The sequence below is a fragment of the Stutzerimonas kunmingensis genome, from assembly GCF_021432085.1.
Lineage (GTDB): Bacteria > Pseudomonadota > Gammaproteobacteria > Pseudomonadales > Pseudomonadaceae > Stutzerimonas.
Genome location: NZ_CP090366.1, coordinates 2,646,166 through 2,660,273, shown reverse-complemented (window position 1 = coordinate 2,660,273; position 14,108 = coordinate 2,646,166). Strand labels below are relative to the sequence as shown.

The window sequence follows — 14,108 nt, the reverse complement described above, 5'->3', positions numbered from 1 at the left end:
CTCCATTGAGCGGAACGACGGCGGGCGCTCGCGGCGCCCGCCGCGGGATCAGTTGTCGTAACCCAGGTTCGGCATCAGCCAGCGTTCGCTGACGGCGATGTCTTCGCCCTTGCGCTGGCTGTAGCTTTCCACCTGATCCTTGTCGATCTTGCCGACGGCGAAATACTGCGCCTCGGGATGGGCGAAATACCAGCCGCTGACCGCTGCGGTCGGCAGCATGGCGTAGTGCTCGGTGAGGGTGACCTGGCTGATGCCGTCGGCATCCAGCAGCTGGAACAGCGTGCCTTTCTCGGTATGGTCCGGGCAGGCCGGGTAGCCGGGGGCAGGGCGGATGCCCTTGTACTGTTCGCGGATCAGCTCCTCGTTGCTCAGCTGCTCATCCTTGGCGTAGCCCCAGTACTGCTTGCGCACCTGTTGATGAAGCCATTCGGCGCAGGCCTCGGCGAGGCGGTCGGCGAGCGCCTTGACCATGATCGAGTTGTAGTCGTCGCCCTTGTCCTGATAGGCCTTGGCCAGCTCCTCGGCGCCGATGCCGGCGGTACAGATGAAGCCGCCTACATAGTCGGTGATGCCGCTGTTCTTCGGTGCGACGAAATCGGCCAGGGACAGGTTCGGCTTGGCGTCCGGCTTGATGTTCTGCTGGCGCAGGTGGTGCAGGGTGGCCAGCTTTTCGCCGCCGTCGCCGTACACTTCCAGGTCATCGTCCTGCACCTGGTTGGCTGGCCAGAAGCCGAACACGGCACGGGCACGAATCAGCTTCTCGTCGATCAGCTTGTTCAGCATGGCCTGGGCATCGCTGAACAGCGCGGTGGCCGCTTCGCCGACCACTTCGTCCTCGAGAATGCGCGGGTATTTGCCGGCCAGGTCCCAGGCGATGAAGAACGGCGTCCAGTCGATGTACTCGGCCAGCGTGCGCAGGTCGATATCTTCCAGCAACTGGCGGCCGGTGAAGCTCGGCCTGACCGGCGTGTAGCTGGCCCAGTCGAACTGCGGCTTGTTAGCGACAGCCTGGGCATAGCTCAGGCGCTCGGTGCGCGCACTGCGGTTGGCGGTGCGCTCGCGGATCATGGCGTACTCTTCGCGGGTCTTGTCGACGAACGCCGGCTTGAGTTCCTTGGACAGCAAAGTAGTGGCGACGCCCACCGCGCGCGAAGCGTCGGTGACGTAGACCACTGCATCGTTGTGGTACTGCGGGTCGATCTTCACCGCGGTGTGCGCCTTGGACGTGGTGGCGCCGCCGATCATCAGCGGCAGGCTGAAGCCCTGGCGCTGCATTTCCTTGGCGACGTGGACCATCTCGTCCAGCGAAGGCGTGATCAGGCCGGAGAGGCCGATGATGTCGCACTTCTCGGCGATGGCGGTCTGCAGAATCTTCTCCGCCGGCACCATCACGCCCATGTCGACCACGTCGTAACCGTTACAGCCGAGCACCACGCCGACGATGTTCTTGCCGATGTCGTGCACGTCGCCTTTCACTGTGGCCATGAGGATCTTGCCCTTGGCTTCCGGCTTGTCGCCTTTTTCCGCTTCGATGAAGGGAATCAGATGGGCGACGGCCTGCTTCATCACACGGGCGGATTTGACCACCTGTGGCAGGAACATCTTGCCGGCGCCGAACAGGTCGCCAACCACGTTCATACCGCTCATCAGCGGGCCTTCGATGACTTCGATGGGGCGCTTGCACTGCTGGCGGCATTCCTCGGTGTCTTCGACGATAAAGGCGGTGATGCCCTTGACCAGTGCATGCTCGAGGCGCTTGTCCACCGGCAGGCTGCGCCACTCTTCGGTTTCAGCCTCCTTCACGGAGCCGTCGCCCTTGTATTTGTCAGCAAGCTCCAGCAAGCCTTCGGTGCCGTTGGCGCTGCGGTTGAGTACCACGTCCTCGACCGCGTCGCGCAGCTCCTTGGGAATCTCGTCGTAGATCTCCAGCTGACCAGCGTTGACGATGCCCATGGTCAGGCCCGCCTTGATCGCATGGAACAGGAATACCGAGTGGATCGCTTCGCGCACCGGGTTGTTGCCGCGGAAGGAGAACGACACGTTGGATACGCCGCCGGAGGTCAGCGCGTAGGGCAGGTTGTCGCGAATGAAAGCGCAGGCCTCGATGAAGTCGACTGCGTAGTTGTTGTGTTCCTCGATGCCGGTGGCGATGGCAAAGATGTTCGGGTCGAAGATGATGTCTTCCGGCGGAAAGCCGACTTCATTGACCAGAATGTCGTAGCTGCGCTGGCAGATCTCGCGCTTGCGTGCGGCGGTATCGGCCTGACCGGCTTCGTCGAAGGCCATTACGACCACGGCGGCACCGTAGCGCTTGCACAGGTGGGCCTGCTGCTTGAACTGCTCGACGCCTTCCTTCATGGAGATCGAGTTGACGATGCCCTTGCCCTGAATGCACTTCAGACCCGCCTCGATCACTTCCCACTTGGAGGAGTCGATCATGATCGGCACGCGCGAGATGTCCGGCTCGCCGGCGATCAGGTTGAGGAAGGTGACCATGGCCGCCTTCGAATCCAGCATGCCCTCGTCCATGTTGATGTCGATCACCTGGGCGCCGGCTTCCACCTGCTGCAGGGCGACTTCCAAAGCCTCGGTGTAGTTTTCCTCGCGGATCAGACGGGCAAACTTGGCGGAACCGGTGATGTTGGTGCGCTCACCGACGTTGACGAACAGCGAGCTGCGGTCGATGGTGAACGGCTCCAGGCCGGACAGGCGGCAGGCCTTGGGGATGTCTGGAATTGCTCGCGGCGGGTATTTGCTGACAGCCTCGGCAATCGCCTGGATGTGAGCAGGCGTGGTACCGCAGCAGCCGCCGATGATGTTGAGAAAGCCGGAGGAGGCGAATTCCTCGACCACCGCGGCCATTTCCGCCGGGCTTTCATCGTATTCGCCGAAGGCGTTCGGCAGGCCGGCGTTGGGATGCGCGGAAACGAAGGTTTCGGCCTTGCTGGAGAGCTCTTCCAGGTATGGGCGCAGGTCCTTGGCGCCCAGAGCGCAGTTCAGGCCCACGGAGATCGGCTTGGCGTGACGCACCGAGTTCCAGAATGCCTCGGTGGTCTGCCCGGACAGGGTGCGGCCGGAGGCATCGGTGATGGTGCCGGAGATCATGATCGGCAGTTCGACGCCTTCGTCTTCGAACACCTGCTGCACGGCGAAGATGGCCGCCTTGGCATTGAGCGTGTCGAAGATGGTTTCGATCAGGATCAGGTCGGCGCCGCCCTCGATCAGGCCGCGCGTGGCCTCGACGTAGTTCTCCACCAGCAGGTCGAAGGTGACGTTGCGATAGCCGGGGTTGTTGACGTCCGGGGAGATCGAGCAGGTGCGGCTGGTCGGGCCGAGTACGCCTGCGACGAAGCGCGGACGGTCCGGCGTTTCGGCGGTCTTGGCGTCGGCCATTTCACGCGCCAGGCGTGCGCCTTCGACGTTCAGCTCATACACCAGCGATTCCATGCCGTAGTCGGCCTGAGAAACCTGGGTAGCGTTGAAGGTGTTGGTTTCGAGGATGTCGGCGCCGGCGTCGAGGTAGGCCTTTTCAATGGCCTGGATGATATCGGGGCGGCTCAGCAGCAAGAGGTCATTGTTGCCTTTGACGTCTTGCGGCCAGTCGGCGAAGCGCGCGCCGCGGTAGTCTTCCTCTTCCAGCTTGTAGCTCTGGATCATGGTTCCCATGCCGCCGTCGAGAATCAGGATGCGCTCTTTGAGCGCTTGCTGAAGGGCCTGAAGACGGGAGCTGCGAGTGGACATGGGGACTACCTGAAAAGCTGGGACAAAAGAGCGCGAATGATAGCAAAGCTGCATGCTTTTTTAGCCTTCGCGCTTTTGCATGAAGATTATTCAGGTTGGCAGGCGTTGGCCGTAACCGGCAGAGGCGAATAGAATGCGCACTCATCTCAAGGCGTTCGATGCATGTCATTTCGTTTCTGGCTCGCTTGCCTTCTATTCCTCTCGTTCACCGCTGCGCGCGCCGAAGCCCTCTCTTATCAGCGTGATATCCAGCCGATATTCACCGCCAAGTGCGTCGCTTGCCACGCCTGTTATGACTCGCCCTGCCAGCTCAATCTCGGCAGTGGTGAGGGTGCATCCCGCGGCGCGAACAAGCTGCCGGTCTACAACGGCGTACGGGTAAAGGCCCAGGAGCCCACGCGCCTGTTTCTCGACGCCGATCACGACGCCGCGTGGCGGCGCAAGGGCTTCAATTCGGTACTCGATGGCGGGAGCAACCAGGCTGCGCTGATGGCACGAATGCTCGAGCTCGGTCGCAGCCAGCCGTTGACGCCCAATGCCAAGCTGCCGTCGGCGCTGGAGATCGGCATCGGCCGGGAAAACACCTGCCCGCTGCCGGATGAGTTCGACCGCTACGCCCGGCGCAACATGCATGGTGGCATGCCTTTCGCCGTAACCGGGCTGAGCGATACGGAGTACGCACTCCTGCAGCGGTGGCTGGAGCAGGGCGCGGCAGTCGAAGCGAGTTCGCCGCCCGAGCCTTCGGCGACCGAGTCCTTGCAGATCGACGAGTGGGAACGCTTGCTCAACACGCCCGGTGCACGCGGCAATCTGGTTGGCCGCTGGTTGTATGAGCACCTTTTCATCGCGCATCTGTACTTCGAAGGGGAGGGAGGCGGTCGTTTCTATCAGCTGGTGCGTTCGCGCACGCCCAGTGGCGAGCCGGTCGACGCCATTGCGACGCGACGGCCGAACGATGATCCGGGTACCCGGTTCAGCTATCGCCTGCGACCGATTACCGACGTGATCGTGCACAAGACGCACATCACCTATCCACTCAGCGCTGCGAAGCTGGCGCGGGTCCGTTCGCTGTTCTTCAGCGGTGACTCGACGGTGGATGCCATCCCCGGTTACGGCGCAGATCACAGAGCCAATCCGTTCAAGACTTTCCAGGCTATTCCTGCCGAGGCGCGGTACCAGTTCATGCTGGATAACGCCGAGTATTTCGTCCGCACCTTTATCCGCGGGCCGGTGTGCCGCGGGCAGATCGCCACGGACGTGATTCGCGACAACTTCTGGGTGTTCTTCCAGGACCCGCAGCACGATCTGTACATTACCGACCGGCGCTATCGCGAACAGACCACGCCGCTGCTGGCGATGCCCGGGCAGTTCGATGAAATGGGCGACCTGCTTGCGTTCTGGAAGAGCTACCGGGTCAAGCGCAACCAGTACGAACAGCTGCGCATGAATGCCTATGCGGGCAAGCCCGCGCAGTGGAAGCAGATCTGGTCCGGCAATGACAATGCATTGCTGAGCATCTTCCGCCAGCATGACAGCGCCTCGGTGCGCAAAGGGCTGATCGGCGAGATTCCGCAGACGCTCTGGTGGATGGACTATCCGCTGCTCGAGCGCACCTACTACCAACTCGTGGTCAATTTCGACGTGTTCGGCAACGTCTCCCATCAGGGCCAGACACGGCTTTACTTCGACCTGATTCGCAACGGCGCGGAGCTGAACTTCCTTCGGCTGCTGCCGGCCGCCTCACGCCACGCCCTCCTCGATGGCTGGTACGAGCAGGGTGGGCAGCTGAAGCTGCTCTTGGCCTACACCTCCATCGACGATTCGACACCCTCGCTGCTGACGCTGAACAGGGCTGATCCGAAGCGCGCGTTCGCTCGAGAGATGCTGGCAAGGTACGCCGGCATCAACGCAGCCCCCGATCCGATCAACCGTTGCCAGGGTACCCAGTGCTACCGCGCAAGGCAGCCCGCGAGCCTGCAAGGGGCCGAGCAGGCGCTCAGTCGTCTGACCAACCGACTCGCCGGAGGCTTGCCGGCGATCCAGTATCTGCCGGAGGCCACGCTGCTGCGCATCGAGTACGGCGGCGATCGGCGTGAGATATACAGCCTGCTGCGCAACCGCGCCCACAGCAACGTCGCCTTCATGTACGGCGAGTCGCTGCGCTGGCAGCCGAGGTTGGACACCCTGACGGTGTATCCAGGGGTTCTCAGTAGCTATCCGAATTTCCTCTTCAATGTGCCTGCCGCCGAGGTGCCGGCATTTGTCGCAGCACTGGAGGAGGTCAGGGCGAGTGATCACCTGGGGCGCCTGGTCGACCGCTGGGGCGTGCGGCGCAGCCATCCGCGTTTCTGGGATTACTTCAACGATCTGACCCGCTATCTCGAAGAAACCGAGCCGCTGGAGGCGGGCGTGCTGGATATGAATCGCTACGAAAACCTCTGATTCGTCGCGAGCGGCAGCTGCGGTCGGAACTCGACCACGGTTAACCCGACTAAAATACTAGGACTTAACCGCGGCAGTGGTTTGGCGTACACTGCGGCGCATGTCTGCGAGGAGTTCCCATGAGCGCGATCACCATTACCGAAGCTGCACACGATTATCTGGCCGACCTGCTCGAGAAGCAGAACACCACCGGCATCGGCATTCGCATCTTCATTACCCAGCCGGGCACCCCGTATGCTGAAACCTGCATCGCCTACTGCAAACCGGGCGAGGAGAAGCCTGACGACATTGCACTGGCGCTGAAGAGCTTCACGGCCTGGATCGATGGCACCAGCGAACCCTTCCTCGAGGATGCACTGGTCGACTACGCGACCGATCGGATGGGTGGCCAGCTGACCATCAAGGCGCCGAATGCCAAGGTGCCGATGGTCAATGAAGACAGCCCGATGAACGAGCGCATCAACTATTACCTGCAGACCGAGATCAATCCGGGCCTGGCCAGCCATGGCGGGCAGGTCACGCTGATCGATGTGGTCGAGGAGGGCATCGCAGTGCTGCAGTTCGGCGGTGGTTGTCAGGGCTGCGGACAGGCGGACGTCACCCTCAAGGAAGGCATCGAGAAGACTCTGCTGGCCCGGATTCCGGAGCTCAAGGGTGTGCGCGACGTGACCGACCACACCAATCGCGAGAACGCCTACTACTGAGCCGAGACAGCCCGACGGAGCAGCACCGCCGGGCCGTTCGGCAGTTTTTAAGGTGAAATGCCACTATTTTGCCTTCATGGTGCGCACAGCGCGCCTTTCCTGCGATAAGCTCTCGTGCCAAGGTTAATCGGGCAACGAGAGCTCGTACCACATGTCTGCCATTTCCCTCTTGATCTGCGATGACTCCGCGCTGGCGCGCAAGCAGCTTCTGCAAGCGCTGCCCGCCGGTTGGCCGGTCGACGTCAGTCAGGCGGCCACCGGCCTCGAGGCGTTGGAGCAGGTTCGCGAGGGTGGCGTCGACGTCCTCTTGCTCGACCTCACCATGCCCGAGCTGGATGGTTATCAGGTCCTCGCGCAGCTGCGCGAAGAACGGCTGCAGTGCAAGACCATCGTGATCTCCGCTGACATTCAGGATGAGGCCGTGCGCCGTGTCCTGGCCCTCGGCGCGCTGGCCTTCATCAAGAAGCCCGCCGATCCGGTGCACCTGCACCAGACGCTGGCGAGCCTTGGCCTGCTGGATGATGTCTCGCCTCTGATCGCTAGGGTCGCCGGGGAAAAGATCGGTTTTCGCGATACCTTTCGTGAGGTGGTCAACATCGCCATGGGGCGGGCTGCCGCACTCCTGGCGCGAGTGCTGGGTGTCTTCATCCAGTTGCCGATTCCCAATGTAAATATTCTCGAAGTCGGCGAGCTGCATATGGCGCTGGCCGATGCGGCGCGCGGCGAGAAGTTGACTGCCGTCTGCCAGGGCTACATCGGTGGCGGTATCGCAGGCGAGGCGCTGCTGCTGTTCCATGACTCCGAAGTGGCCGACATGGCACGTCTGATGCGGCGGCAGGACTACCTGGAGATGGAGATGCTCCTGGATCTGTCGAGCCTGCTGATCAGCGCATGCCTCAGCGGAATCGCCGAGCAGATCGAAGTGGTGTTTTCCCAGGGGCACCCGCAGGTGCTGGGGCAGCACGCATCGATCGACGAGCTGATCCGGCTCAATAGTGCCCGATGGAAGAAGACCCTGGCGGTGGAAATCAGCTACAGCCTGGAAGGGCACGATATCCACTTTGACCTGCTGCTGTTGTTCACGGAAGATTCGGTCGAGCTGCTGACGCGCAAGCTTGCCCACCTGATGGATTGAGCATGAGCAATTCTGCCGAGTTGAACGAGCTTCACTGGTTGCTGGCGATCGTCCAGAGCATCGACGTGGGCGTCGTCGTGCTGGACCGCGACTACCGTGTCGAGGTCTGGAACACTTTCATGGAAAACCGTTCCGGTTTGCAGCCGGAGAATGCGCGCAATCGGTCGTTCTTCACGCTGTTTCCCGAAGTCGATGAAGACTGGTTCCGCCGCAAGGTGGAAAGCGTGATGACCCTCGGTACGCCATCTTTCACCATCTGGGAGCAGCGCCCTTATCTGCTGCGCTTCAAGAACTACCAGCCGATCACCGGGCTGGAAGACTTCATGTACCAGAACACCACGCTGCTGCCTCTCAAGGGCGTCAACGGCAGCATCGACCAGGTGTGCCTGATCATCTATGACGTCACCGATGTCGCCGTGAACCGCCGCCAGTTGCAGGCGGCGAATGCCGAGTTGCAGCGCCTGTCCAGCACTGACCGGTTGACCGGGCTCTACAACCGCGGGCACTGGGAAGAGATGCTCCGCCTGGATTACGCTCGTCATCGCCGCTATGACAGCCAGGCGGCTTTGGTCATGTTCGATATCGACCACTTCAAGGCGATCAACGATACCTATGGGCATCAGGTCGGCGATACCGTGATTCAGCAGGTCGCGGAGCTGATTCGCGAGAATCTGCGCGATTCGGACGTGGCTGGGCGCTACGGCGGTGAAGAGTTCGTGGTGTTGCTACCGGATACCGACAAGCAGGGTGCAATGACCTTTGCGGAGCGTTTGCGGCATGCGGTGGAGAGCCACGAGGTTCAGCACGAGCAGCACCGCATTCGCTTCACCATCAGTCTGGGTGTTGCGGACCTCAGCGTCCCCACCCACAGTCATGCGCAACTGATCGAATGGGCCGATTCGGCGCTCTATGCATCGAAGGCGGCCGGTCGCAATCGCGTCACATTGCATCAGCACTAGCGCGTCAGCCCGCCGCTTTGCGGAGAAAAGCCAGCAACGCAACCTCTTCGGCGCTGAGCCACTTGCGTTTGCGCGCGGCGCGCACATCAGCCAGCTCGCCTGCGCTGAAGGCTTGCAGAATCGCCGGGTGGATGTAGCACTGGCGGCAGACCGCAGGGGTGTTGCCCAGCTGGCTGGCGACCTGCTTCACCGTCTCGACCAGATTCTGCTTGGCGACGGCTTCCGTGGATGCGTCCAGCTTGCGTAGCCGTTCCAGTGCCAGCGCGCTTCCGGCCCAGGTGCGATAGTCCTTGGCGGTGAAGTCGAGACCGGTCATTTCGCGAAGATATAGGTTCACGTCGTTGGAGCTGACCGCGCGGCGCTGACCATCTTCATCCAGGTACTGAAACAGCTGCTGGCCCGGCAGCTCCATGCAGCTGCGCATCAGCCTGGCCAACCGACGGTCGCGCAGGGTGACTTCGTGCTCCACGCCGCTCTTGCCTCGAAAGTGGAAGCGGATCGAGGTGCCTTTGACATCCACGTGACGCGTACGCAGGGTCGTCAGCCCGTAGGATCGGTTGTCCCTCGCATAGCGCAAGTTGCCGATCCGGATCAGGGTCGACTCCAGCAACATGACCACCAGGGCCATGACCTTCTCACGCGCCATGCCGGGTCTAGCCAGGTGTTTTTCCAGATCGCGGCGCAGTTTCGGCAAGGCTTCACCGAACTCGAGCATTCGTTCGTACTTGTCGCTGTCGCGAATCTCTCGCCAACGTGTGTGATAGCGGTATTGCTTCCGTCCACGGGCGTCGCGCCCGGTCGCCTGAAGATGCCCTTGAGCATCCGGGCATATCCATACGTCACGATAAGCGGGTGGGATCGCCAGCTTGTTGATGCGACGAATTTCCTCCTCGTCGCGAATGCGCTCGCCGTTCGGCTCGAAGTAGACGAACTTGCCGCGCAGTCGCCTGCGGCGAATGCCCGGCTGGGAATCATCGACGTAATGCAGGTCCGGCGGCAGTGTTGGACACAGTAGCGTACCGGTGTCGCCGGTCTCATCGGCAGGAACAGGGCGAGTGCCCTCGGCCAGGAGCACCGGGTCGTCCATCAGGGTGTCGTTGCGCATGTATAACCGTTCCCGCTATGGCCTCGCCGGGGTAGCTACCGGCGAGGCTTTTGGATGGGCTCAACTGTCCTTTTCGTTGCTGTTGCGCATCAGCAATCGAATGGCTGCGACCAGCTCGTCGATGGCTTCGCGATAGAGCTCGGGTTTGGCTTCGGTTTCAGCCTGATCGGCATGTTTGCGCGCGGTGTCGAGGTGATCGTTGATCGATGAATAGTCGCCAAGCATGGTGTGCTCCTGCTGCAGTGAGTAGAGAAGGCGTATCCAGGAAGCGAATTCCGGCGCCTCTAACAACTGACCGGCCAGCAGGATGGCGGTTCTGACCGTGTATCAGCGCGATCTCTGTGTGGAAAGCGCCTTCGACCAGGTTGGATTGGAACACCGCGGGCATTGTTGGCTTTGCTGGCTCTCCAGCGCCTGGGGAAAACCGCAGCGGCTGCAGGCGTACATACCGGCCGCCGGAACCTGGCGGAAGACCGGTCGGTACTCCGGCGGGAGGACGGATAATCCAGGGCGTACCGCGTGGTCCTCATGGAAGAACAGGCTGACGTTGCCATCGTTCTCGAGAATGCCGAGCCTGACCTGGCCAAGATGCTCGACCCCTTGCTGGCGCAGCTCCATGAAGAATTCATCGGCAGAAATGTTCAGGCTGTCGAGGCTGCGCAGCTCATAGATGCCATCGCGAATAATGGTGACTGGATGGCCTTCGAGCCAGGCTTCGAATCGCGGGCTGCGATTCATGAAGAACACGGTGAGGCGGTACAGCGCCAGCAGGGTGGCGAACACCGCCGCCACTGGCAGCAACGGCACGTCTTCGTAGAATGAAACGTCGCCTGCGGCCGAGCCGAGGGTCAGGATGATCACCAGCTCGAATACCGAAAGCTGGCGAATGCCGCGACGGCCGCTGACCTTGAGAAAGACGAATACGGCAACGAAGGCCAGCAGTGCCCGCAGGGCGACTTCGGCGACGAACATCAAGGGAAATTCGTGCAGAAGCATGCGCTGCATGTCAAAGGGGGTCATCTTGGATCGTCCTTCCAGGCATTCGGTGCGATTTCTTCAAGCTCGGCTTTAGCTGACGCCGACGTCCACCAGGGTCAGCGCGCGGCTGCTATCTCGAATTCCAGGTTAATTCCGTCACCGCTGCCGTCGCCCACCACCGAGCCGATTGCGGGCTTGTGGCTGACGGCTCGACCGTCATAGAAGTCGCTCAGGTGCCGCTGTGCGATTTCGCCTATATGCGTGATCAGGCCCGGCATCTGGGCATCTCGCGGCACGATGAAGTGCAGTGTGACGGTATGGGCGCCCGGCTCTTGCGCAAGGTCGGCGAGGCCGCAGCTTTGCCATTGATCGTTGACGTACGCTTCTGCACCTTTCATGAGCTTCTCCTGTTTCACGTGTTGCTGTTTAGGACCGTTAAACACGCGAATGGATCAGTAGAGCAGTTGGCGTAGCCGAATTCGGGGCATGAAAAAAGGCCTGGGGCACTGCCGCAGGCCTTTGTTCGTTGCAAGCCATGGTTACTCTGGCATGTGCCAGGGCGACAGATGCGCGCCGTCGCGGCTCAGCTGCGCGCGAGTCTGTTCCAGGGTTTCGCCGAGCTTCACGGGGTCGGTGAACACGCTGCTGGACATCTTGCAGCGGCCTAGCAGACGGGCCTCGTCGCGGTCGACGACGGTGATGCTGACTTCACCGTTTCCTTCGGGCAGCGTCCAGGCAACGCACTGGAAGGGCTTGAACGCGCGGTCGGTGATCAAAAGGGCTTCATTGATACGCAGCGGGGTGTGCATGGGGCATGTCTCTCTGTGTGATACCCAAAATACCTGCAGCCAAGCTCGTTGGCGTTGGCCTTACATTGCAGTTGATGTACCCAGAGGACTGACGAGTCACATGCGAGTTCGAAAAAATTTGAAGGGCTTTGCAATTAGCCAAAAGTATAACGTTGACGCCTGGTCGAGTCGGCTTAGTACTTTTGAGCTAACTCCCTGTAAATATTGAAAAACTTCGCAACGCCATGCGCAGCGTGAGGGAATCGGCGCGGGCCGCAAAAAAAATCCCGTGCGACAACCTGTCGCGACGGGAAATGTATCGAATCTCTAAGGGCGTGCTCCGCGATGGAGCGTGGGGCGGGGCGCCTGCTTCGTCGAAGTGCCTGCGGCCTGCTCATCTGGCGGGCCGCAGGCAAAGGGTTTATCAGACCTTGAACTGGCTCAGCAGACGATTCAGCTGATCGGCGAGTTCGCCAAGGCGCTTACCAGCTTCACTGGACTGCTCGGCAGCCAGGGTGCTTTCCTGCGCCAGCCCGGCCGCCTGGGTCACGTTCTGGTTGATGTCCTCGACCACGTGGGACTGTTGTAGCGTGGCACTGGCGATTGATGCGTTCAGGCCTGAGAGGTTGCGCAGCGCCTGGGCAATTTCGCCAAGGCTCTCGCCGGCCTGGCTGGCTTGCTCTACGGTGAGCTGGGAGGCGCGATTGCTTTCCATGATCACGTTTACCGCAGCGCCGGAGTTCTTCTGCAGGCGTTCGATCATGCTATGTATCTCGGCAGTCGATTGCTGCGTACGCTGCGCCAGCAGACGAACCTCGTCGGCCACCACGGCGAAACCGCGGCCCTGTTCACCGGCTCGGGCAGCTTCGATCGCGGCATTGAGTGCGAGCAGGTTGGTCTGCTCGGCGATCGAGCCGATCACTTCCAGTACCGAACCGATCTTGGTGGTTTCATCAGCCAGTGACTGAATCACGTCGACGGCCTGGCCGATGGTCGCGGAAAGCTCGTCGATCTGCTGCAGGCTCGTTTCGATATTGCGCTGACCCTGGCCCGCCTGATTTTCGGCGTTGCCGACTTCGCTGGAGGCATGCTCGGCGTTCTTCGCGACTTCCTGTACGGCGTAGGTGACTTCGTTGACGGCGGTGGCGACCTGCTCCATTTGCAGCATCTGCTGCTGGCTCTGCTCATGGGCCTGACCGGAAAGGTGGCTCAGCGAACGGGAGGATTGATCCAGCGCGCCGGCTGTCTCGAACAGCTGACCGACCACGGTGCGCAGTTTCTGGGTGAAGCGGTTGAAGTCACGGCCAAGGGTGCTCAGCTCGTCGTTGCCGGATACATCCAGAGTACGCGTCAGATCGGCTTCGCCACTGGCGATATTCGCCATCGCCGACATGGTGTGGCGCAGGGGGCGCACGATGCTGCGGATCAGGATCGCCACCAGCACGGCCATGATTGCCGAGATAAAGAGGCCGATCAGGGAGAAACGAGTCAGATAGTTCCAGAATTCCTGCTCGACATCGTCCACGTAGATGCCCGAGCCGATGATCCAGCCCCAAGGCTTGAACAACTGCACGTAGGAGATCTTCGGCACCGGATCTGCCTCACCGGGCTTGGCCCACATGTAGTCGACCAGACCAGCCCCGTCCCGCTGGGCGATCTTGACCATCTCGTTGAACAGTTCCTTGCCGTCCGGATCCTTGATCTTCGACAGGTCCTGGCCGTCCAGCTTCGGCTGCATAGGATGCATGATCATGGTCGGGCCGAGGTCGTTGATCCAGTAATAGTCCTGACCGTCGTAGCGCAGCAGGCGGATCTGCTCCATGGCCGCCTTCTGGGCTTCACTCGTGGTCATGGCGCCACTGGTTTCCTGTGCCCGGTAGTACTCGAGTACGCCGGATGCAGCCTCGACTATGTTCCGAGTTGCCTCCTGCTTGCCACGATACAAATCGGAGCGGACCTGCTGAATCATCAGCATGCCGAGGATGAACAGCATGAAGACGGCGACCACGGGGATCAGCCAGAGGCGCTTGCTAATGGGAACGTTTCGCAGCAGATTCATGAATAGGGCTCCTGATGGGACTTTCTTATCGTTTTGTTCTGGCTGATCGGTGGGTCTGTCGCGCCGCTGTCGACCTTCTGAATGCGGTCGTTTCGCGGCACCCTGTATAGCTTTTCGGCCGCCCGTGGCTAAAAATGAGCCCCGTTTCGTTTGCAGAGGAATTTAGTTCTCTCGAACGAGTCAGAACAGCCGGCCAG

General features: G+C 61.2%; 11 protein-coding genes. 4 read left to right on the top strand and 7 right to left on the bottom strand.

Annotated features, from left to right (window positions below):
• Positions 1 to 48: 48 nt before the first annotated feature.
• The gene (metH, locus tag LW136_RS12465) at positions 49 to 3,741 is read right to left on the bottom strand and encodes a methionine synthase (RefSeq protein ID WP_234173019.1); all 3,693 of its coding nucleotides are present in this window, start codon (positions 3,739 to 3,741) and stop codon (positions 49 to 51) included.
• A gap of 162 nt (positions 3,742 to 3,903) precedes the next feature.
• On the opposite strand from metH, the gene LW136_RS12460 reads away from it, so the two are divergent.
• The 4 genes from LW136_RS12460 to LW136_RS12445 all read left to right on the top strand — a co-directional run bounded on the left by LW136_RS12460 (position 3,904) and on the right by LW136_RS12445 (position 8,981).
• A complete protein-coding gene (locus LW136_RS12460) occupies positions 3,904 to 6,183 on the top strand; it encodes a fatty acid cis/trans isomerase (protein ID WP_191121920.1) in 2,280 nt (759 codons plus the stop codon).
• 119 nt (positions 6,184 to 6,302) lie between these two features.
• A complete protein-coding gene (nfuA, locus tag LW136_RS12455) occupies positions 6,303 to 6,887 on the top strand; it encodes a Fe-S biogenesis protein NfuA (protein WP_003300421.1) in 585 nt (194 codons plus the stop codon).
• A gap of 151 nt (positions 6,888 to 7,038) precedes the next feature.
• Entirely contained in the window at positions 7,039 to 8,022 is a 984-nt protein-coding gene (locus tag LW136_RS12450) for a response regulator (protein ID WP_023445313.1), read from the top strand.
• 2 nt (positions 8,023 to 8,024) lie between these two features.
• On the top strand, positions 8,025 to 8,981 hold the full coding sequence (locus LW136_RS12445; protein ID WP_234173018.1) for a sensor domain-containing diguanylate cyclase: 957 nt from the start codon (positions 8,025 to 8,027) through the stop codon (positions 8,979 to 8,981).
• A 4-nt stretch (positions 8,982 to 8,985) separates the two neighbouring features.
• Here LW136_RS12445 and LW136_RS12440 read toward each other — a convergent pair whose 3' ends face one another.
• The 6 genes from LW136_RS12440 to LW136_RS12415 all read right to left on the bottom strand — a co-directional run bounded on the left by LW136_RS12440 (position 8,986) and on the right by LW136_RS12415 (position 13,911).
• Positions 8,986 to 10,086, bottom strand: a complete 1,101-nt coding sequence (locus LW136_RS12440; RefSeq protein ID WP_234173017.1) for a DNA topoisomerase IB — start codon at positions 10,084 to 10,086, stop codon at positions 8,986 to 8,988.
• A 60-nt stretch (positions 10,087 to 10,146) separates the two neighbouring features.
• Complete coding sequence (locus tag LW136_RS12435) at positions 10,147 to 10,311, bottom strand: hypothetical protein (protein ID WP_003300414.1); 165 nt, start codon at positions 10,309 to 10,311, stop codon at positions 10,147 to 10,149.
• Positions 10,312 to 10,413: 102 nt separating this feature from the next.
• The gene (locus LW136_RS12430) at positions 10,414 to 11,106 is read right to left on the bottom strand and encodes a DUF421 domain-containing protein (RefSeq protein ID WP_090520379.1); all 693 of its coding nucleotides are present in this window, start codon (positions 11,104 to 11,106) and stop codon (positions 10,414 to 10,416) included.
• Positions 11,107 to 11,180: 74 nt separating this feature from the next.
• Positions 11,181 to 11,462 (bottom strand): hypothetical protein, encoded by a 282-nt coding sequence (locus LW136_RS12425; RefSeq protein ID WP_234173016.1) that lies wholly within the window; start codon positions 11,460 to 11,462, stop codon positions 11,181 to 11,183.
• Between the two features lie 141 nt (positions 11,463 to 11,603).
• Complete coding sequence (locus tag LW136_RS12420; protein ID WP_003300411.1) at positions 11,604 to 11,873, bottom strand: hypothetical protein; 270 nt, start codon at positions 11,871 to 11,873, stop codon at positions 11,604 to 11,606.
• A 403-nt stretch (positions 11,874 to 12,276) separates the two neighbouring features.
• Positions 12,277 to 13,911: a methyl-accepting chemotaxis protein gene (locus LW136_RS12415; RefSeq protein WP_234173015.1), complete on the bottom strand. Its 1,635-nt coding sequence runs from the start codon at positions 13,909 to 13,911 to the stop codon at positions 12,277 to 12,279.
• Between the last annotated feature and the right edge of the window lie 197 nt (positions 13,912 to 14,108).

Excerpts from the sequence above, each read along its gene's own strand:
- metH (WP_234173019.1), bottom strand. The coding sequence starts at position 3,741 with ATGTCCACTCGCAGCTCCCGTCTTCAGGCCCTTCAGCAAGCGCTCAAA.
- LW136_RS12460 (WP_191121920.1), top strand. The coding sequence starts at position 3,904 with ATGTCATTTCGTTTCTGGCTCGCTTGCCTTCTATTCCTCTCGTTCACC.
- nfuA (WP_003300421.1), top strand. The coding sequence starts at position 6,303 with ATGAGCGCGATCACCATTACCGAAGCTGCACACGATTATCTGGCCGAC.
- LW136_RS12450 (WP_023445313.1), top strand. The coding sequence starts at position 7,039 with ATGTCTGCCATTTCCCTCTTGATCTGCGATGACTCCGCGCTGGCGCGC.
- LW136_RS12445 (WP_234173018.1), top strand. The coding sequence starts at position 8,025 with ATGAGCAATTCTGCCGAGTTGAACGAGCTTCACTGGTTGCTGGCGATC.
- LW136_RS12440 (WP_234173017.1), bottom strand. The coding sequence starts at position 10,086 with ATGCGCAACGACACCCTGATGGACGACCCGGTGCTCCTGGCCGAGGGC.
- LW136_RS12435 (WP_003300414.1), bottom strand. The coding sequence starts at position 10,311 with ATGCTTGGCGACTATTCATCGATCAACGATCACCTCGACACCGCGCGC.
- LW136_RS12430 (WP_090520379.1), bottom strand. The coding sequence starts at position 11,106 with ATGACCCCCTTTGACATGCAGCGCATGCTTCTGCACGAATTTCCCTTG.
- LW136_RS12425 (WP_234173016.1), bottom strand. The coding sequence starts at position 11,462 with ATGAAAGGTGCAGAAGCGTACGTCAACGATCAATGGCAAAGCTGCGGC.
- LW136_RS12420 (WP_003300411.1), bottom strand. The coding sequence starts at position 11,873 with ATGCACACCCCGCTGCGTATCAATGAAGCCCTTTTGATCACCGACCGC.
- LW136_RS12415 (WP_234173015.1), bottom strand. The coding sequence starts at position 13,911 with ATGAATCTGCTGCGAAACGTTCCCATTAGCAAGCGCCTCTGGCTGATC.